This is a genomic window from Oceanobacillus sp. FSL W7-1281 (assembly GCF_037969835.1).
Lineage (GTDB): Bacteria > Bacillota > Bacilli > Bacillales > Amphibacillaceae > Oceanobacillus > Oceanobacillus oncorhynchi.
Genome location: NZ_CP150214.1, coordinates 3,988,931 through 4,010,017, shown reverse-complemented (window position 1 = coordinate 4,010,017; position 21,087 = coordinate 3,988,931). Strand labels below are relative to the sequence as shown.

General features: G+C 36.5%; 17 protein-coding genes. 9 read left to right on the top strand and 8 right to left on the bottom strand.

The window, feature by feature from the left end:
• Positions 1–344: 344 nt before the first annotated feature.
• Positions 345–2,129 (bottom strand): DNA ligase D, encoded by a 1,785-nt coding sequence (locus MKX55_RS19660; protein ID WP_339179980.1) that lies wholly within the window; start codon positions 2,127–2,129, stop codon positions 345–347.
• 90 nt (positions 2,130–2,219) lie between these two features.
• On the opposite strand from MKX55_RS19660, the gene MKX55_RS19655 reads away from it, so the two are divergent.
• Both MKX55_RS19655 and MKX55_RS19650 read left to right on the top strand, forming a co-directional pair.
• Positions 2,220–3,095 carry a Ku protein gene (locus MKX55_RS19655; RefSeq protein WP_339179979.1) on the top strand — a complete coding sequence of 292 codons (876 nt, stop codon included), beginning with the start codon at positions 2,220–2,222 and terminating at the stop codon, positions 3,093–3,095.
• A gap of 246 nt (positions 3,096–3,341) precedes the next feature.
• Positions 3,342–4,640: a S8 family peptidase gene (locus tag MKX55_RS19650; protein ID WP_339179978.1), complete on the top strand. Its 1,299-nt coding sequence runs from the start codon at positions 3,342–3,344 to the stop codon at positions 4,638–4,640.
• Positions 4,641–4,900: 260 nt separating this feature from the next.
• Here the strand turns inward: MKX55_RS19650 and MKX55_RS19645 are convergent, their stop codons facing one another.
• Positions 4,901–6,361 carry an APC family permease gene (locus MKX55_RS19645; RefSeq protein WP_212928990.1) on the bottom strand — a complete coding sequence of 487 codons (1,461 nt, stop codon included), beginning with the start codon at positions 6,359–6,361 and terminating at the stop codon, positions 4,901–4,903.
• Positions 6,362–6,641: 280 nt separating this feature from the next.
• A complete protein-coding gene (locus tag MKX55_RS19640; RefSeq protein WP_339179977.1) occupies positions 6,642–7,364 on the bottom strand; it encodes a GntR family transcriptional regulator in 723 nt (240 codons plus the stop codon).
• A gap of 221 nt (positions 7,365–7,585) precedes the next feature.
• Here MKX55_RS19640 and MKX55_RS19635 point away from each other — a divergent pair, with 221 nt between their 5' ends.
• The 3 genes from MKX55_RS19635 to MKX55_RS19625 all read left to right on the top strand — a co-directional run bounded on the left by MKX55_RS19635 (position 7,586) and on the right by MKX55_RS19625 (position 11,226).
• A complete protein-coding gene (locus MKX55_RS19635) occupies positions 7,586–8,149 on the top strand; it encodes an HAD hydrolase-like protein (protein ID WP_339179975.1) in 564 nt (187 codons plus the stop codon).
• 485 nt (positions 8,150–8,634) lie between these two features.
• The gene (locus MKX55_RS19630) at positions 8,635–9,996 is read left to right on the top strand and encodes a GntP family permease (protein ID WP_339179974.1); all 1,362 of its coding nucleotides are present in this window, start codon (positions 8,635–8,637) and stop codon (positions 9,994–9,996) included.
• 450 nt (positions 9,997–10,446) lie between these two features.
• A complete protein-coding gene (locus MKX55_RS19625; RefSeq protein ID WP_212928961.1) occupies positions 10,447–11,226 on the top strand; it encodes an excalibur calcium-binding domain-containing protein in 780 nt (259 codons plus the stop codon).
• Positions 11,227–11,326: 100 nt separating this feature from the next.
• On the opposite strand, the gene MKX55_RS19620 is transcribed toward MKX55_RS19625, so the two are convergent.
• The 4 genes from MKX55_RS19620 to MKX55_RS19605 are packed head-to-tail and all read right to left on the bottom strand — an operon-like array spanning position 11,327 to position 14,257.
• Positions 11,327–11,998 (bottom strand): N-acetylmannosamine-6-phosphate 2-epimerase, encoded by a 672-nt coding sequence (locus MKX55_RS19620; RefSeq protein ID WP_212928960.1) that lies wholly within the window; start codon positions 11,996–11,998, stop codon positions 11,327–11,329.
• 4 nt (positions 11,999–12,002) lie between these two features.
• A complete protein-coding gene (locus tag MKX55_RS19615; RefSeq protein WP_212928959.1) occupies positions 12,003–12,875 on the bottom strand; it encodes an ROK family protein in 873 nt (290 codons plus the stop codon).
• Between the two features lie 10 nt (positions 12,876–12,885).
• A complete protein-coding gene (locus MKX55_RS19610; protein WP_212928958.1) occupies positions 12,886–13,563 on the bottom strand; it encodes a FadR/GntR family transcriptional regulator in 678 nt (225 codons plus the stop codon).
• Entirely contained in the window at positions 13,550–14,257 is a 708-nt protein-coding gene (locus tag MKX55_RS19605) for a GntR family transcriptional regulator (protein ID WP_212928957.1), read from the bottom strand. Before MKX55_RS19605 ends, MKX55_RS19610 begins: the two co-directional genes overlap by 14 nt.
• A 281-nt stretch (positions 14,258–14,538) precedes the next feature.
• Between MKX55_RS19605 and MKX55_RS19600 the strand changes: the two genes are divergently transcribed.
• The 4 genes from MKX55_RS19600 to MKX55_RS19585 all read left to right on the top strand — a co-directional run bounded on the left by MKX55_RS19600 (position 14,539) and on the right by MKX55_RS19585 (position 17,946).
• Positions 14,539–15,408, top strand: coding sequence for an N-acetylneuraminate lyase (locus tag MKX55_RS19600; protein WP_212928956.1), 870 nt, complete (start codon positions 14,539–14,541; stop codon positions 15,406–15,408).
• A 103-nt stretch (positions 15,409–15,511) separates the two neighbouring features.
• Positions 15,512–17,026 carry a sodium:solute symporter gene (locus MKX55_RS19595; RefSeq protein WP_212928955.1) on the top strand — a complete coding sequence of 505 codons (1,515 nt, stop codon included), beginning with the start codon at positions 15,512–15,514 and terminating at the stop codon, positions 17,024–17,026.
• 383 nt (positions 17,027–17,409) lie between these two features.
• A complete protein-coding gene (locus tag MKX55_RS19590; RefSeq protein ID WP_212928954.1) occupies positions 17,410–17,670 on the top strand; it encodes a hypothetical protein in 261 nt (86 codons plus the stop codon).
• A gap of 33 nt (positions 17,671–17,703) precedes the next feature.
• Complete coding sequence (locus MKX55_RS19585; RefSeq protein WP_339234331.1) at positions 17,704–17,946, top strand: hypothetical protein; 243 nt, start codon at positions 17,704–17,706, stop codon at positions 17,944–17,946.
• Positions 17,947–18,297: 351 nt separating this feature from the next.
• On the opposite strand, the gene MKX55_RS19580 is transcribed toward MKX55_RS19585, so the two are convergent.
• On the bottom strand, positions 18,298–21,063 hold the full coding sequence (locus MKX55_RS19580; protein ID WP_339234329.1) for a sigma 54-interacting transcriptional regulator: 2,766 nt from the start codon (positions 21,061–21,063) through the stop codon (positions 18,298–18,300).
• Positions 21,064–21,087 lie beyond the last annotated feature (24 nt).

The following is a 21,087-nucleotide window of genomic DNA, read 5'->3' as shown; positions in this document are numbered from 1 at the left end:
CTATAAAAATGAGATGTAACTATCCAGTAATAATGCAAAAGGGATTTTTGGGGAAAATATAAATTTAGGCAATAGCCTGTCACCAGTTCTTTGACAGTGTCAGGCTATTTTATTTCTCCTAGTAATGCTCTTCATTCTTCTACTAAGGATTCAAATGTATAAATATGATAAGAAAACAAAAAAGACGCCCGTTATGCAAATCGGGCATCTAATTTTATGTTACTATCTATCAAAGGAGTTGCCAAATATCCCATGGACCATTTTATGTCCGTAACGCTGCAATGGTGATTGTTACTTATAACAGATAATGTAAATAGCGTTAGAATGGAATCAGAAATAGGCTTTTAATTTTTAACCATTTTCAACACTTTATCTAACTTTTGTTTGCTACCCGTTTCGAAATATCCAGCGAAGGGACATCCGATCTCTTGTAGACGTTCTACTGCATTTCCAATTGTAAAGGCTGTTGGTTCTAATCCTTTATAGACTTCATTCCAATATAAAGGCATAGAAACTGTACCCTCTTTTGTCATCCTTGGCGAATAAGGAGCAATCAATGTTTTATCTTGACCGTGTTGAATATAGTCGATGTACAAACGTCCTTTTCTTTTTTTCTTTAATCGCTCTGTCGTAAAATCGTTTGGAAATGCTCTTTCTAATGTTTTTGCTACAGCCTCAGTAAAAAAACTTGTCTCGTCGTATGTCATGCTCCCCTCTCGAATAGGAATATATATTTGTAGCCCTTTGTTTCCAGATGTTTTCACGAAAGATACAAGATTTAAATCATCTAATATCTGCTTTAATAGCTTGGCTGCTTTTACTGCTAAAACAAAGTTCTCTCTGTCAGGCGGGTCAAGATCAAATACAATTTCCAAGGGTGTCACTTGTCCAATTCGTTGAAAAGGAACATGATATTCGAGGGAACCATGATTTGCTAACCAAACTAAACTTTCTAATTGATTGCATACAATTAAATCATCAGTAGCATCAAATGATAAAAAGTCCGGTGCATAATTCGGTATACTTTTTTGAAAGAACGATTTTTCTTTTATCCCATCGGGACAGCGAATAATTGTTAAAGCGCGTTGTTTTAAAAATGGAAGCATCCAAGGTGATATTTCTCTGATATAAACTAAGAGGTCTTTCTTTTTAAAAACATCTGGCCATAAGTATTTATCCGTGTTAGAAGTCTCGATTGGAATTTGAGCCATGTCTAACTGTAATTTATCCAATGTGCATTCAGTATATGAAGTGTTGGGGTTAATACTCTTAAAATTAGGTTCTCTCAACTCTCCCTTATATAAATCCAGTGTATTGATCATGCTGGCTATTGCAGGAGGTAGATGATAACTACCCTCGACTAATTTCCCTTGCTCTTTAAAAAGTTTTTGTACTGTTTCAGACGATTCTTTAGATAAGCCATGTTTACATGTACCGATACGTATTAAATTATCGTTATCTAATACGTTTACAGCAAAATAACCATTACTTGGGTTATACTCTGTTAAAATGCCTTGAATCACTCTCCAACTTTTAATCTTAAACCAATCATGATGGTATTTACCTTTTTGATAAGTGCTGTCTTTTCGTTTTGCAACAATACCTTCGCACTTTGATGCTGAAATGACTTTCTGGATTTCTTTAACAGAAGAAAATATTTCTACACATTTTAAAACTTCATTATCGGAAACCGGCTCTAATAATTGATGAAGAATTTCTTTCCGTAAAGATAAATTATTGTTGGTAAGATTCTTGCCTCTTATTTCCTTGATGTCAAATGCCATCAATGCTGCAGGTCTATTACTTGCCTGTTTTTTTATACGGTCAATGCTTTTCGTCCTGCCACGTGCTTGGATTTTTGCAAAATTAGCTTGGTAGCGATGATTTAATATGACAAGTTCGCCATCTATTTTTAGTGGTAATTTGCTATTAAAGTAATCGTAATTATCATTGCACCAGTTAATAATTTCAGGAAACTTATTAGAGATATTCAGGTTATTCTTACTAGTTAAAATAATATTTTTATCAGTCCAGCTTAGTTCACAGCGAAACCCATCATATTTAACCTCATACAACCATTCATCCCCCTCTGGTATATCTGTTCTTTCTATTGGTTTCATCCAGTCCATATATAATCACCTCTTTTTAAATAGGATGCCTCATATCTTTGTATAAAAAACATACAAATCAGCAAAATAAATCAAAAAGGAGTGAACGGAATGCATACGATGTGGAAAGGAACAATCAGTTTTGGTCTGGTCAATATCCCTGTCAAAATGCATGCCGCTACTGAAAATAAGGATATAAAACTGCGGCAGTTGCATAAGAAATGTAAGACGCCTATTAAATATGAAAAGACTTGTCCAAATTGCGATGAAGATGTAAAAAGTGAGGATATTGTAAAAGCGTATGAATACGCAAAAAATAAATTTGTTGTATTGGATGACGAAGAATTAGAAGCACTAAAGAAAGAGCAAGAAGACAAAGCTGTAGAGATTGTTGATTTTGTTCAATTGGAAGAAATTGATCCTGTTTATTTTGAGAAGAGCTATTACCTATCACCTAGTGAGGGCGGCTCAAAAGCATATGCATTGCTGAGAGAAGCGCTAACAGATACTGGTAAGATTGGAATTGCAAAAATGATGATACGCTCTAAAGAACAGCTTGCTGTAATCAGAGTGTATAAAACTGCGATAGTAGTTGAAACAATACATTACCCGGATGAGGTTCGGGAAGTTGGAGATGTACCCAATGTTCCTAGTCAAGAATCAGTTGGTAAAAAAGAGCTGGATACTGCCAAGCTTCTTATAGAACAATTGACCACTGAGTTTGAACCAAAAAAATATAAAGATAATTATCGAACAGCACTCATGGAATTAATCGAAGCCAAGAAAAACAATGAAGAAGTTGAAATTGGTAAAGACACCAAAGAAAAGCCGGATAATGTGGTTAATTTAATGGATGCATTGCAGGAATCGTTGGATCGTGCTAAAAGTGATAATCCTAAAACAACGAAGCCGAAAAAGAAAACGACTGCCAAGAAGAAAACGACTACTGCCAAAACAGGTACAAAGACGAAAAAGGCTACTTCATAAAAGGATACCAGTTCTCAATATCGGGGACTGGTATTTGTTATCCTGTTATTTTAGAAAAAGATGATATACAGTCGATGTTAGACAATAAATCCGTTTTGTTTTAACAAATTTAAATGGTAGTTTCCACCAAAACTACTGTATATTTATTTAAAATCTTCTAAAAATAGTAAACCTGTCCGATTGTTTTCTATATTTTTCAGTGGTAATCTATGTATGCAAAATAAATATTTTACGAGGAGGAGTAAGATGAGCAATCGGAAAAAAGTATGGTTCGAAGATGCCGGACGTAAACTTGACCCTGGCTTAGTGGAACAATTACGAAATTCTCGGAAAGTAACTAATCAAGAAACCAACAACAATGAAATCCCCATTATCGTTTATTTGAGAAAGAATTGTGAGCAAGGAAAAAAAGACGACCTCTTAAAAGTATGCAACGTTGACTCCCATAATAAACTAGGAAGAGAACTCCACAGTATAAATGCTATAAAAGGACATCTAACACCGGATAGAATCAAACAAATTAAAGACCATGAAGCAGTAGATCGGATTTTTTACGATCGGATTGTAACCTCCTTTTTGGATATTGCCAGTGAGCAAACAGGCGCTGCCAAAGTAAGAGAACAGCTTGGATTAACTGGAAAAGGCGTTACGATGGCAATAATCGATACAGGTATTTACCCGCATGAAGACTTGACTAGCCCTGCGAATCGAATTATAGCTTTTCAAGATTTTATAAATGGGGAAAGTGATCCGTATGATGATAATGGACATGGGACACATTGCGCCGGTGATGCTGCAGGAAATGGAAGTGCCTCCAATGGAAAGTATACAGGCCCTGCACCAGAAGCTTCTATCATTGGAATAAAGGTTTTAGATGAACAAGGAAGCGGAAGGTTATCCACCATAATTGAAGGATTGGAATGGTGTATCGACCATAAAGAAGCGCATAATATCCAGATTATCTCGCTTTCGCTTGGGGCTCCGGCGTATGAATCATTCCGGGACGATCCTTTATCGCTAGCTGCTCAAGCTGCGTGGCATGAAGGAATAGTTGTAGTTGCTGCTGCTGGAAATAGCGGACCTAGTCCAGCAACTATCAGTACACCAGCAATCGATCCATTTATTATTACAGTAGGTTCGACAGATGATCAGAACACATTAGAGCGTGCGGATGACGTAATTGCAGAGTATTCTAGCAGAGGCCCTACGATTGATACGCTCGTTAAACCGGATGTTTATGCCCCTGGCACCAACATTATTTCTTTGCTGGCTTCAGGTTCGGCAATTGAATCGGAATTACCAGAGATGGTTATCGATGAAAGTTATATTCAATTGTCAGGTACCTCCATGGCAACACCAATTTGTGCAGGGATTATTGCTCTTATGCTGGAAGCTAATCCGAATCTCAGCCCGAATGATATTAAGAGTATCTTAAAAGCAACCTCTCATCCAACGCTTGATGACGTATGGGGATATATTGAAGCAGAGAGTGCTACCCGTATGGCAAAGAATTACCAGATTTCCGCTCCATCTGAAGCTTTGTAGGAAAGTTAGATCAAGCAATAGAACTGGGAAAAGCTGATATAAAAAACAAGGTATTTTATTCTGCTGAAGATGCTGTATTTCATGATTTGTCTCTAGGTATATGCCGGAGTACGCATCTGTCACCGATACAAATCGATAACATCGGTGTTGATCCATTCTTAGTATAATATAGAAGTAAATAATTTAATTAATCACACAAGAACGGAAAAAGGATTTTCAAACCTTCATGATTTGAAAATCTTTTTTCCGTTCCTATCTATTTACTCATCCTTCTCAATCTCAATTTCTTCCTTCCCAAGAATATAATAGTTCAATTCTTTCTCCGGAATCTTCTTGAAATCTTTACGCTTAATCAAGTAAAAGATAATCCCCAAAATAATCCACGCAACTAAAGCAATTCTGGACTCTACCCCTAAGAATGCCGGCGAGCCTGGAATCAGCAGCAGTCCAAGGAAGATAATGCTGGCAATCATCCCTAGGATGGCAATAATTTTCTTCCGGGGTGCTTCAATATGTTTTTTCTCGTTAAAGGTGTGATCCTTTTTCATTTTAAATAAGGTAGAAGCTGCATAGCATGTATAAAAATAAGCAATGGTTACACCGATGGAGGACATGTCTACTACCCACATCAATGCTTCTCTTCCGAACCATGGTGACAGCATCGCAACAATTACTGCGAAAATGATGCCCCAGTAGGGCGTGTTATATTTTGGATGAAGCTTGGAGAAGCCTTCCGGAATAATCTTTGCCCGGGACATAGCGAACAATAGGCGGCTGGATGAGATGATAAAGCCGTTCAATCCAGTAAAAATTCCCATCGCCAATGCGACTGCAAGGATGGCTAACCCTAAAGGTCCGAGCAGCTCTTCAACAATATATCCGGTTCCCCAGATATGATTTTCCTCAACAACGCCTTCCCAAGGGCGAACCATGGAGGTTGCTATAATCATTAAACTGTATAATGCAGCTGCAGCTAAAATAGCAAAGACGATTAAACGAAATGCTTTATGGGATGGGAAATCAAATTCCTCTGCAGCTTGCGGAACATTGTCAAAGCCGACATAAGCCCACGGTGCAATGGCAACAATGGAAATAATCGCAGCGATTGCTGTTGTCTCTGGCGGGAACATTGGTGTGATATTAGAAAATCCTGCACTTGGCTGGATACCGACGAGAAGCAGCAGAATAAAAATGGCTGCAATCATAACGATACAAAAAACAAATTGCATGCTTCCTGACAGAGTTGTTCCTCTAATATTAAAAAATCCGAATAAAGCGAGTAAAATAGCTGCTACAAAAATCTCGGTTAAATAAACATCCCAGCCGGCAATTTGATAAAGCGGGATATTTTCAATCAATCTTGGAAAGATAAATTTAATCATCAAAGCAAATGCAGATGCATTCAGCGCCACGATGCAGATATACCCTAAGGTTAAAAACCATCCGGAAATAAAAGCATGTGTCCTGCCGAGACTGACATAGGCATAAGCGAATTCTCCCCCGGAAACGGGAAAGCTTTTAATCAGGAACCCATAGCTGACAGCAATCAGAATCATAAGCAATGCACCGATAAAGAAGCCGATAATTACCCCAAGCGGCCCGGCGGTGGACATCCAATTGATTGGCTGCACGAAGGCTCCCCAGCCAATGGCTGATCCTAACGCGATCGCCCAGACCCAATGAGGCTTGAGTGTTTTGGTCAGTGTCTCTCTCTTTTTCACTTCTTTCATAAAGTTAAACTCCTTCAGTAATGGAATGGTATGAATTTTTTCTGAATGATAGACAGTGTTATTTTGAAAAAATTGTCTGTTTTTGACAGACTAAAACGTATAAAACCCTGCTATCTGTATAAAGGCAACGAAGGCATTCAGCCAACAGATTGGTGAATGCCAATTTTGCTAATATACATAGGTATACCCCATATTTTATACGATATAACATCGTCTTCTCAAGATGGTTAGAATGTCCGTACCAGTTAACGCAAAGGAGAGGATAATTTCTTTATTTGCTATTTCTCGACAATTTTATTTTGAAGGAATACATATCTGCCCGATAAAAAGCTCTCTCAAATTCGACAAAACCGCCGTTTTTATCAGTAATTTTTCTTTCCGCAATCATGATGCTTGATCCCTCCGGAATGTGCAATAACTCCGAATCACTTGCCATGGAAATGCCCGCTCTGATTTCCTGCTCTGCTTGAAAGGTTTTGACTTTTAACTCCCTTTCCAGCAGCTCATAGAATGCTTCCTGATCCAGGTTGAATTGTGCTAATTTCTTTCCTAACGAAACGGGGTAATAGTGCCTTTCGATCCCCATAGGAATATCATTGGCGAATCTTATTCTTTTAAAATGATGGGCTTTTTCCAGTCCGGTAACTTCTTTTAACCTTCCGAATAATTCAATTTCTTGGGATGTAATCAGTTTTGCTCCTGGAGTCATTCCCATCTTCTCCATATTTTCAGAGGTACTGCTGAGACTTCCAAGCCAGTCATTAATGGTGCTTACCGCAACGAAGGTTCCTTTTCCCGGCTTTTTCATTAAGATGCCTTCCAAAACAAGCTGCTGGATGCTTTGTCTGACAGTACTTCTGCTGACGTAATATTCGCCCATTAATTCTCGTTCGCTGGGGATTTTATATGTATAACGGTCATTATAAATATTTTGCTCTATTTTTTGCTTTAATTGGACATGAAGCGGAATGGAATTGGTATAGTCTAAGCTCATTGTTGCACCTCCATTGGTTTTCTCATAAAAGCCTTCGATGTTGATTGTTTAGCTAATCATAGCATGTTTTGGTGCAGGGAGGGTGATTTCGAAGGGGAGTTTGGAGAATTTTATTTGAAAGCATCCTCTTCTAATGATTAGGAAAGATGATATTTTCACGATATACTGTACATGAATTAATAGAAGGATGAAGCTTAAATAAAAAGGAAAGGATGAATTGGATGGTATCTCACATCATATGGGATTTGGGAGAAACATTAACAACCCCGCCAAACGGGAGAATGGATGAAAAGCCGCTTACAGAATATCCGGAAATAAAATTAAGGGAACATGTATTGGAAGTGCTGGAATCCATAAATAATATGGGTTTAAAGCATGCGATTCTCAGCAATACAGCAACCAGTGACAGCGACGTTGTTCGAAATCTATTAAAAAGATTAAATATTTTAGATAGATTTGAATATGTCTATGCGACGAAATCAGAGCTGGATCCTGCTATTCCGGAAAAACCGGATGGCATCGTATATCATAACGTATTGGATGCACTGGAAATCAAGCCTCATGAAGCTATTATGGTAGGTAATACATGGGATACGGATATCATTGGAGCTAATAGAGTTGGGATGCATTCGATTTGGCTTCAAAATCCGGAGGTTTCTGTAAGAAAGGATTTTGATGAGAAGGTTAATACTCCTCCATGGATTGTGCCTGTTTGGGATATGAAGCAGGTGCCGACAGCGATTGAGTTGATTGTTGGATATGGTGGGGAAGGAGATATGGAATAACTATTTTCTTATCTATTCATAGAATGGATGTTAGATAGGGTTTTTTAGGAAAATCACAGGCAGTTGTATAGCAATCGAGGCAGCTATGCACTTGCCTGCGATTTCTGAGTATATACTGTCACATGATATAATGAACCGTTTGCATAAAATAAGTTCTTATCACTTTTATAGCTGCAATGAATACCTCTTGTTATCAAAGCAATTCTTTCCCCCTTCACAGAATTATTCCCTTCGTTTTCAATTAATTTAAATTATAATCATATGTCGCTGGTAGAAATAGTGAAATACCAATGCACTTCATAATAAATTTATTTGCCTTAATAAATGATTTAATCTCTTTTCCTATGTTTCCTTATTCTGAATTTCTTTGTAATCAGCAATATCATTGCCATGTTCGCAGAAAGGTAATAAGGAAAGCGCAGTATGAAACTACAGGACAAAACATAGTATGAATTAAATCTATAAAAATGAAGGAGGGAATTATTATGGAGGGGTTTGCTCTCATTTTATTAATTATTGCTGGTGTTATTTTTATTGTTTTTTCTACAGTTAAGTTAAAACTGCACCCGTTTCTTTCTCTATTAATTGCTGCTTTTGGTATTGGGATTATTGCTGGACTGCCGTTAGCTGAAGTCGTAGAAGCAGTAAATGGTGGATTTGGAGGTTTAATGGGCAGTATCGGGCTGGTTATTGTATTTGGTACGATTATTGGTGTTATTTTAGAAAAATCAGGAGCTGCGCTTCGTATGGCAGAGGTTGTCTTACGAATAGTGGGGGAAAAACGTCCTCAAATGGCAATGAGTTTAATTGGTGCTATTGTAAGTATCCCTGTATTTTGTGATTCGGGCTACGTCATTTTATCTTCATTGAAAAAAGCTTTAGCAAAAAAAGCTAAGGTAGCAGTTGCATCAATGGCAGTGGCTTTAGCAACAGGTTTATTTGCGACGCATACATTAGTTCCACCAACTCCAGGACCGATTGCAGCGGCAGGTAATATCGGTGCTGAAATGTATTTGGGGACTATCATTTTAGTTGGCTTGCTCGTTTCTATTCCAGCAGTTATTACAGGTTATATATGGGCTGTTAAAGTCGGTGCAAAAATGAAAGTCGAGGGAGAAGACAATAAGGAATCAGCCTATGATTATGATGCAATTATAAAGGAATTTGGGGAAATGCCTTCCGCGGTTAAATCCTTTACACCGATTGTTGTTCCAATCCTTTTAATTGGATTTAGTTCTGTTATTGCATTTGCTGGCTGGACTGGAACTTTCTTTGAAATTTTTGAGTTCCTTGGTTCTCCAGTAGCAGCTTTGCTAATCGGTGTACTATTTGCTTTTTTACTTTTACCAAAATATGATGAAGAAACACTCTCAGAATGGATTGGGATCGGCTTGAAAGAAGCTGCCCCTATTCTATTAATTACCGGGGCTGGCGGGGCTTTCGGAACAGTAATAAGCACGACGCCCGTTGCTGATTATATTCAAAGATTCGGAGACAATGCATTTTTTACAGGAGCACTGTTCCTGTTTATTCCATTCTTCATTGCTGCAGCTTTAAAATCTGCACAAGGATCATCAACCGCAGCTTTAGTTATTACGTCTACTTTAGTAGCACCACTCCTTCTTGAACTGGGCATTGATGGTGCCATACCGCTAGCGTTAGTTGTGATGGCGATTGGTTCTGGAGCGATGATGGTTTCCCATGTAAATGACAGCTATTTCTGGGTTGTGAAAGAGTTCAGTGGCATGACTGTTACACAAGCTTATAAAGCACAAACGATGGCAACTTTATTACAGGGGATTGTCTCCTTTGTTTTCACATTTTTATTATGGCTTATTTTTGTTTAATACTAGAGAGCGATTAACGCAGATTTTCCGCTGATGGCGGGAGGATAATAAGGGATGAAAGGTGAGGCAGAGCGGTATGTGTCTCACCTTTTTAGATATGAAAATCATTCATTAAAAATAATATAAAGCTGTAAAAATTAAAATTTCAAAAATTATAAAGATAGTTATTCAATTTTTATCAAAACTAGCAAATAATACTTCATTTTTCCTTGTTATTTAAGGTATAATTAACTATGATTATAGTATTGTATCTTTATATCCTGTTGCAGACATCAAATACTTTATAAACGGTATAAACAAAAACATAAATAACGAACTTTATACATTATTACATAATAAGACAAGCAATCATTCAAGCAGGTAAATAGGATATAGATGCAAAAAATAGACAAAGCTGCAACTTCAGTTATTTTGAGCTGCAGTAATTTATTAAAAGGGGAGAAAAGAATAGTGGTTTATGCGTTACAGTCTCTAGGAGGTTTAGTATTATTTTTTGCATTTATTTACATCATTGTCCATCTTGTTCAGAAGAAAATTTTCAAGCGGGAAAAAGTGTTAAATAAACGAGTGTTCTACAGTACTGTAATAAGTGGATTTGTTTTGAGTGCTTTTGGAATGGGCTTAGAACAATCAGATGAAAATGCAGTGAAGGTAACAGAGTTAACAGAAGAAAATACAGAACTCAACAGTGAATTAGAAAGCATCCATGCTGATCATGAACAAGCACTTACGGAGCTGGAAGAGCAGCATACATCTGAGATTGCAGAGCTGGAAAGCAAGCATGAGGATGCAATAGCTGATTTAACTGCAGAGGCAGAGGAAGCATCTGGCGACATAGAGGAGTATGAAGAGCTGGTAGCATCCTTGGAAGAGGAAAACGAGCAAATTGATTCTCTAAATGATGAAGTTGATGCATTATCTGAAGAAAATGAATCCTTAAAGGGCGATATTAGCAACCTGGAGTCACAGCTGGCAAGTGCAGAATCCAGTTCGGCTACTGCAAGCTCCAGCGACAGTTCTTCAAGCTCTGAATCCGGATCTGGCTCTAGCTCTAGCTCCAGCTCAGAATCTGATTCTAGTTCGGGTTCGAGTGAACCATCGTCCAGTTCCAATGTGCAGTACCAGAACTGTACGGAAGCAAGAGAAGCTGGTGCAGCACCAGTACGTGAAGGTGATCCTGGATATGGGCCTCATCTAGATCGGGATAGAGACGGGGTTGGATGTGAGTAAGCTATCCGCTGATACATCTCTTGAAGAATAATTTAATAATAGAAGAGAATGAAAACAGCTGTGGAGGGGCTCCACAGCTGTTTTCATTAAGCAGAAATAATTAATCTTCCAAAAATCGCTTCGTAATCTCTTTCGGTCTTGTGATTGCTCCGCCGACAACACTCGCATAAGCACCTAAATCCAGACAGCGCTTAAACATTTCTGGAGTGATGACATTCCCTTCCGCAATAACAGGAATTTGAACTGCCTCCAATACGTCCTTTAAAAATTGAAAATCATGATGATAGAGTTTTTCTCCGGCTGTTTCTTCTGTATACCCGTGAAGGGTGGTGGAAATACAATCAAATCCTAAACGCTCAGCGATTTTTGCGTCCTCTAATGTAGCGATATCCGCCATGATTTCAACATTATTATTCTGACTGCAAATATAATCTACTAATTCGCTAAGTTCTATCTTATTTGGCCGTTTCCTGGCAGTTGCATCGAGAGCGATCATTTCACAGCCGCTTTCTAAAAGTTCATCTATTTCTTTATATGTGGCCGTAATAAAGACAGGGCTGTCAGGGTAATCTCTCTTAACAATACCTACAATTGGCAGGCCCACTTCTTTTTTTATTTCCAAAATATCTTCCTTTGTGTTGGCGCGGATGCCGGCAGCCCCGCCTTCTTTTGCTGCTAACGCCATTTTAGACATAATAAAAGAACTGTGCAGCGGTTCATCAGGTAATGCCTGACAGGAAACGATTAAAGACTTTTCCACTTTTTCTAGCATGTTATCAATCCTCCTTAAAGAATGGGAATACTGCTCCGTATAAAGCAGCATCGTTATAGAGTTGCGCTATTTTCAATTCGGTATTTAAAAAATGAGCTGGCAGGAAAATAGTTAGCTGTTTTTTAATGAGATTCAGCAGATAGTCCCCTTGTCTGGAGATTCCTCCGCCAATTAGTATAATCGCAGGGTCTTTCATTAAAATGATTTGGGCTAAACCTTTTGCTACTTCCGCGGTCCACTTGTAAATCACATCGTAGCATTCCTTGTCACCGGAGCGCGCCAGTTCAAACGCTTTTTCAACATGAAATACATTTCCAAGTTCGCTTTTTAACACATTATTCAGCGCTGAAGTGGAGGCTCTTTGCTCGTAATTCAATTTTGTCTCGGGATCATATAAAAGGTAGCCAATGGAGTCGGCTTTTAAATTAGCTCCATCAATCAATCGATGATTATCGTAATGAGCGCCTCCGATGCCAGTACCGAGTGTTAAGCAATATACGTTGTCTGCCCCTTTGGCAGCGCCTTTCCAAACTTCACCCAGCATAGCGGCGTTCACATCATTTTCAACATATACAGGTACATTCAATCTTTCTGTCAGTCTTTTTTTAAAAGCGGTTCTTGCGTAGTTGGGAATCGTTGGGCCGGCATAAACGATTTCTCCTTTATTTCTATCAACAATTCCAGCTGTGCTGATGCCGACTCCTGAAATCGTGTATGCGTGCATTTGTTCCGTAATAATGGCTTCTACTTGGTGATAGATTGCATCGTCTATATTTACTTTTGTCTCCACTTTGCTTTGGAATTGAAAGACATGATTCGTATCCATCACGCCATATTTTATGAACGTTCCTCCAATATCTATCGATACATAATTCACCTTCCACCACCTATACTTTCTTCGTATTATTTATGTGAGCTGTTAATAGACTTTTGGCTCCTTCCACATCCTTGTTAATTAGCATATCTACCATTTTTTCGTGTTCATCATTTATTTGTTGAAATTCTTGATGTGTTATATCGATGCGTGATGCAGATTCAAAAAAGTAGCTGGTTATCATATTGGTCATCTGTATAAACAAAACATTATTCGTGGCTTCTAACAGCTGTTTATGGAAGTTCATATCCGCTTCTATAAACGCTTCTTTTGTCACAGCTTCTCTATTATTTATAACTGACTCTTTCAGTTTGAGAAGGTTATTGTTATTTTCAATTTTAATAATCTCTTCCATTGCGCTGGATTCAAATATGACACGCAGGCTTTGAATGTCTTTTAAGTCGCCGCCGTTCACCTGCCATAGAAAAAAGAAGCTATCGAGTAATTTGTCAATATTCGATTCATTTAAAATAGCACCTTGTCCTTGCCGGACTCTGGTTACACCTGTATTTTCCAGATAACTTAATGCTTCTCTGATCACAGAACGGCTCACCCCGAATATTTCCATGAATTTTCTTTCAGCAGGGAGCCTGTCGCCTGCTTTTAAATTATTATCGATAATGTATTGTTTTATTTCTTGAATGATCGTTTGTTTTAAAGATTTTCTTTCCGATGCATTAATTGGTTCCATTTTCTTTTAACCCTTCCATTTCATAAATATAGTCAAAGATAGGTTCAAAATGTACAGACATGATTTTATGACTGTATTCTAAATTTTTGTCCTTGAGCCCCACCAGTATTTCGCTATGCTCCTTGTAAGATGCTAACAAGTCTTTTTTGCTTTGCATTAAATCAATTTTTACAAGCGAGAAATACTCTTGAATCACCTCAGTGAAATTATAAAACGTTTCATTATCTGCTTCTCGGATAATATGCTGATGGAACAGCTGATCATATTTTTTGGTATCCAAATCATGGGTGATTGCTTGGTAGTACTCTTGATTCAAGCTTTCCAGATAATCGAAATCTACATTTAAATTTTTTTCGATAATCAGCCTTAAAGCCCCCAGTTCCAAAATTTTTCTGATTTCAACCAGCTCTCTAATCTTTACGCCATGAGCTTCATAATGGTGTTTGAGAATGGATTTAATCGAACGGAAATCAGAGTCTCCGACAAAAACTCCACCGCCGGGTTTGATTTTTAAGATACCAATAGATTCTAATGATCTTAACGCCTCTCTTACTACCGTTCTGCTTACCTGCAGCTTGGCAATAAGTTCTTTTTCCGTAGGCAGTTTGTCATTTTCTTTTAATTTATTTTCAAGAATATATGTTTTAATCCTATCCATTGCTATTTCTACTAATGATGTTTTTTGAATTGCCATATACACCACTCCTAATAGAATAATCATAACACATAAGGAAGCAGCATAAGCAGAAGGCAAAAAAGAAGATAATAATTATTTTTGCATCTAAAAGAATTATCATTCTTACTAACTTGTTCTCAAGGCTTTAAGAAATAAAACGCATACAGGAGTCGAAATTTACTAAAAATTATCTTGACAATTAAGGTGACACCTTCTATGATGAACATATCGAAAATTGGTCTGACCATATTATATATTTAAAGACTTATTTATTTCAACTACTTTGGAGGTTTTTTATTATGAAGGGTATTTTCTCAGCATTATTGGTTCCTTTTGATGAAGAAGGAAAGGTAGAGGAAAAAGGTTTACGGGAAATTGTAAGGCAGAATATAGATGTGCAAAAAGTCGATGGATTATATGTTAATGGAAGTTCAGGAGAAAATTTCATGTTGTCGCTGGAACAAAAGAAATTTATCTTTAAAACCGTGAAAGAAGAAGCAAAATCAGATGTGAAATTAATTGCGCAGGTTGGTTCGATTAATTTAGATGAAGCGGTAGAGTTAGGTCAATATGCCACAGAGTTAGGCTATGACAGCCTGTCTGCAGTGACACCGTTTTATTATCCATTTGGTTTTGAAGAAATCAAGAACTACTATGAAACCATCATTGAAAAAACGAATAATAATATGATTATTTATGCTATTCCAGCGTTGACCGGTGTGTCTATTTCAACGGCTCAATTTGAAGAACTGTTTGAGAATAAAAAAGTAATCGGCGTTAAATTTACAGATAGCAATTTATTCCTGTTAGAAAGACTGCGAAATAAGTTTCCTGATAAACTGATTTATTCTGGTTTTGATGAAATGTTGATTTACGGAGCTATTTCCGGAGTAGATGGAGCCATCGGCAGCACTTACAATGTCAACGGGCAACGGGCAAAACAGATAGTTGAACTTTGCCAGCAGGATAAGGTTTCCGAAGCCTATGAAATTCAGCATGTTACCAATGATTTGATTGAAAAAGTGCTTGAGCTGGGAATCTATCAGACACTGAAAGAAATTTTAAAAGTAAAAGGAATTGATGCAGGAACAACCAAGCAGCCAATGAAAGCTTTTGATGAATCAAAGCAGGAAGAAGTAGTTAAATTAGTAGAGCAATTCCAATTGTAGTATGTGTGTGCAAAAGTCATTTTTAATGACTTTTGCGCTTAAATAAGAAAACGCTTTATCAGCAGGTGTGTAAAAAATCTTATAATTTGAGGAGTGAAATAAGATGGATAAAATAGGGCTGGGAACGGCTAACTGGTTGGTCATTATTGTATACTTGATTGCAATGCTTGGAGTGGGTCTTTATTTTACAAAGAAGGCCGGTAAAAATACAGACGAGTTTTTTACTGCCGGCGGGAAAATACCGGCGTGGGCAGCAGGATTTAGTATTTATGCTACGACATTAAGTGCGATCACGTATATGTCTACACCTGAGCAGGCATTTTTGACAGATTGGTCTTATGCAGCAGGAAATCTTGCTATTTTTGCTATTATTCCAATCCTGATTTATTTTTATATCCCTTTTTTCAGAAAGCTGAATGTTACCAGTGCCTATGAATACTTAGAGGCAAGATTTGGCGCATCCTTAAGGGTTGTGGGAAGTTTATTATTTATTTTATTCCATATTGGCCGTGTGGCAATCGTCGTATATTTACCTACACTGGCGATTACATCGGTTTCAGATATAAATCCTATAATGGTTGCTTCCATCATAGGTGTATTATGTATTATTTATACCTTCCTCGGAGGAATGGAAGGGGTTATATGGAGCGATGTTATTCAAGGTATTATTCTGCTTGGCGGTGCTATCCTCGTCATTGTTGTTGGGATAAACTATATAAATGGCGGTTTTTCAACGATTGTAACGGATGCTTTGGAGAATGATAAGCTGATTACAGCAGAGAATTTTCAGTTTGGAACCGCTGCAGCTGCGATACCTATTATCTTCTTAGGCTCGATTTTCAATAATTTACATCAATATACAGCGAGTCAGGATGTAGTACAGCGTTATCAAACAACGAGCTCTATCAAAGAAACGAATAAATCACTTTGGACAAACGGAGCACTTGCACTCATTACGATTCCGATATTTTATGGAATGGGAACGATGTTATACAGTTACTATTCTAATTCAGGCGGTTTACCGGAAGAAGTAAATACGTCGGCTATTGTGCCTTATTTTATTGTAACAACGCTTCCTGCTGGTGTAGCAGGGTTATTGATTGCAGCGATATTTGCAGCAGCCCAATCAACTATCTCTTCCAGTTTAAATAGTATTTCTGCTTGTGTGATTACCGATTTTAAACAACGCTTTTTTGAAAAGCAGAAGGGGAATGATGTATTACTTGCAAGATTGGTAGTTATTATTGCAGGCGTATTGGGAATGGCAGCTGCATTATACTTGGTTTCTACGAATAGAGCAGAAACATGGAATCTATTTTTAGATATAACTGGATTATTTGGAGTACCTATCGCAGCTGTATTCGCATTAGGCATTTTAACGAAACGGGCAAATACGCCGGGTGTCTTTATAGGCTTGGGGACTGCGGCTATTGTAGCTTATTTTGTTCAAGGAACGGATTTAACTCCATTTGCTGTTAGTATGGTTTCCTTTTTAGTTTCCTTTGTTGTCGGTTATCTGGCGAGTTTTGTTTTCGCTGATAAAGGAAAAAATATCAAGGGATTAACGATTTATACGAAAAGTGACGCTTATGTAGAAGAGGTAAGTAAGGCGGAATAATGTTAAAAACACTTCTGTTGCTGTGGTGGGCAGGAGTGTTTTTTTGTGGGGGTAAATCATACTTTTAATCAAGAGAAGCTATAGGGAAGTTAAAATGTTTCAATTACTCTGTCAAGGCAGCAAAGATTATACTAATCATGATGAATCTTTCTTTACTGAATATATAAGGACGTATTAGAGATTGTGTTAGGTGCTACAAGTCAAAGTATTTATAATAAAGATATTGTCAGACTTATTTGATATTTTGTATCATGAGTTATTCGTATATAATGATTAATACATAAGGAAATACAAGTTGTATAAACGGGGAGGGAATCTTCTATACAGGTGGTTAAGCTAAATACTGTATTTCTTTATACTATAATAGGAAGGAGAATATGAATATGAGATGGCAAGAAGCGAGAGAATTATTTCCTAATCAGTTTATATTGGTTTCCATACTGGATTATCATGAAGAAGGAGATAAAAAAATTGTTGATGAAGTAGAACCGATTCGATCAGTTTCCGAGAAGAATGCTAATAAAGAATTCTTTCATGCTAAAGAAGGTACAATGGTGTATCATACTTCTAATCGAGATTTTATTATTCATTTACGGAGAGATCCTATGATGAAAGTGGGGAGGGGATATGAAATTATTCTATGACGGTCAACTTATATTTTAGAAGAAATCGGTGTTATGTATGAAAATGGAGAGGCTATTTATGAAGTATATGGGATTGGTAGTCCAGTACCTTTTTATACAAAGACTATGAATCATATTGTTATTGGTAATTTCACAATAAAAAATTTTGAAATAGATGTTGGTATGTTGCCGAACAATCATAATGCTTTACTGGGTTTGGATATAGTAAAAAAGCATCGTTTTGTGATTGATTTAAAAAAATTAGAACTTACTCCTGATATAAAATCAAGTAGTTGATAAATTGGTTAAAAAAATTTAATGTTATATGAATCCACCTCTATTTTTAATCCTTTAAACCTACACCTCAGATACTGGATTAATAATTAATATCCCGACTGTATGAACAGCCGGAATGCTGATAAGTAAGCGCATCTTTTAAGGTGTATAATGAGATATTATTAAAAAGAATTCTCTGACTACCTTAGAAAAAATAAAGGATATATTAAAAGTTAAAAAATGAACTTCCCGATATAGTGAAGAACTTATGAAAAAAATTTTACTATATCGGAGAGTTTTTAATAGATTGAACCTTGATAAACATCTATAATATTCTAGCCAGTAACACATTGAAGCGTCTTAATTATAATTCTAATACGCAAAATCCAGATGATTGTGCTTTATAATATCGTGGATATAACCGATTTCACTCGTCGGCAAAGTGATGTTATAAACATTTTCTAATTGAATGAACGCCTTTTTAATACCGCTTATAAATTCTCGATGCTTATGCTCAAAATTATCTAATTCTGTATAAACCTCTATTGGCTGCTGTTTAACGAGTCTTTCTATCAAACAGCTGATATGAATGTATAAACTGATTTTGGAAGAATTAGATAATTTAACCTGAAATATTTCCTGTAACAAGGTTAATGCTCTTTCAACATGATTAATGATTTTTTCAGGATTTAATATCGTGATATGATCAAGTACACTTTGCATTGAAAACTGCTTGAGAAGCTTATCGTTAAGTACGGTTATCTCGCTTTCTGTCAATACGGTTCCAAGAATCTCATACCATTTAAATTGATTTTCTCCGTTGATTATGTCTTCAATAGCTACAAAGGGTATTCCTTCTATTTCAGGATCCAATGTTCCTACAATACCCAAAATGTTGTACGAGTCAAATAAAGCGCTTTCTGACTCGTTATGTTCCAAGGTGGAATAATCAAATGCGATAACATCAATATTTTTTATGTTTTTAAATATCCTGTCCAATAACTCTTTAAATTTCATAGCCGTTCCTATACCAGTATCACAGGTAGTAATAATAACATTTTCTTTTTTGTTTGCAGGAGGTTCAATGATTTGATACTTTGGTATCTGTTTCTTCATTTTCGCTAATATTTGCTTGATTGGTTTGTTTTGAAGGATACTTTCTCCTGCTTCTATGACCATGGAAGTCGTCACATTATTGACTAAACCAATCGTTCCTTTAAAGCTATTTTCTAATCGATCAGATAATTGTGTAAGGGAACCCATGTCTACAAAAATAATAATATCATTATGGTTATCGATGGTTTTAAGGAATAATTTCATTTTCTCGATAACATCTGAAACAGAGACTTCTATAGGCATGTCAAACCCTTGAAAGAGATACTTTCCCAATAATCTATTGGCTACATTTGCAATGCTTGAAGCGGTATTCTCCCCGTGGCAGACAATGATTGATTTGATTCCTTTACTATCTGTCAGCTTCTCGAAACTTCTTAAAAACAAAATAATGATATTCAAATCTAGTAAATTAATTGTTAATCCTAATACATTTTCCATTTCCTCTTTAATCAGGTTTGCCTGATTGAATTCTCTTGGATAAACATGTTTTAAGCCTTCTAAAAGCTTTCTAAAAACACCTTCTTCATCTGTTAACGCTGAAAATGATTCATTTCGGTAAATAATATACTTCGTTATTTTTGAAATAGTCTGCTGTGAATAGAAGGTATAATCATAAACTTTTAGAACATTGAACAATAATTTTTCGATGGTATTAACTTTCTGTTCAGAGCTTTCTAAAAGAGAAAAAGACTGCAGTTCGTCTAAATATTTTTTTACATCTTCTACTAGAGCCGAAAAAGGTATATCTTGATGATTTTTTACTTTTGTCTGTATATCTTTAAATAAATGATGGATTATGCTTTCTGTTTTTGTAATATGTTTGTCAGCTAATGTAGGTTCATCTTCGTAATCAATCATCATTTCATCCAAAAAGATATGTTTGAATTGATAGTTTAAATAATACTTATTGTCTGCATATAGTTTTATTAAATGCTCAGGCAAATGTCTGATGTTAATGGAAATATTGTCATCAGCCATGGAATTTTCCTGTAAAGCACTGGCGCAGGAAAAAACAATAACGTTTTTAAGTTCACCTATATTGCCAGGAGGGTCATATTTAAAGAGTGTGTAGATTACATTTTTAGAAATATCCAAGGTTTTGTTTATTCGTTTGCTTTCATCTTTATAAAATTTTTTAATCAATGTCTGTCTTTTTTTTAGAGACATTTGATTAAGAGATGGTAAATCGATAATTACTGGTATTCTTCTTGTAAAAGTAGGTAAAAAAGCTTCGCCAGGATTCTCTGTGGTAGCAAGAATAACTCTGACATTTGTCTTCTTCTCTATATCATTGCTACCTAAGGGATTATAGACTCCTTTATCCATTAGCAGAAATAACTTTTCCTGACTCTCAAAAGATAATCGATGTGCTTCATCTAAAAATAATACCCCGTTATTCGCGGCTTCTACAATACCCATTTTGTGATTATCTGCTCCGGTAAAAGCTCCCTTTACATGACCAAATAGTTTCGCAGTAATTAAATCAGGATTATCTGCATATTCAGCACAATTTAAAGTAATGAATTTCCCATTGTTTGAAATAATCTCTTCATTGGAAGCATAGTCATAAATCAATTTTGCTAAGTAACTCTTTCCCACACCTGAACTTCCTGTAAGCAGAATTGGCAGCCCGCTCGGAGGGTAACTGATTGCTGTCTTGCATTGTTCAATCATATTTTTTGTATCCATGGATTCACCAATAAACTCTTGGAAAGGATCTGAAATATTTTCGTTGATAGAAAAATAGCTCTTTAAATCAGAAATACTTTTAAAGACAAATGTATCCACTCTTTTATGATAGAAGTTTTCCAATGTTTTTCTCTCATAGAATAGAACGGGACGCGAATTCACTTTTATTAATTCTTGCCGGTGAAATAAGTCATTTAACAGGCGACTTGCTACACTTCGGTTCATTTGAAATGTATCGCTTAACAAAGTTGCCGTAGCCCCTTTTCCCAGCTGCTGCGTTTTCCTATTTATGGATTGTTGACTTAGAAATTGAATTAGTTGATCTATATCCATCTATCTCATCCTTTTAAAATAAAT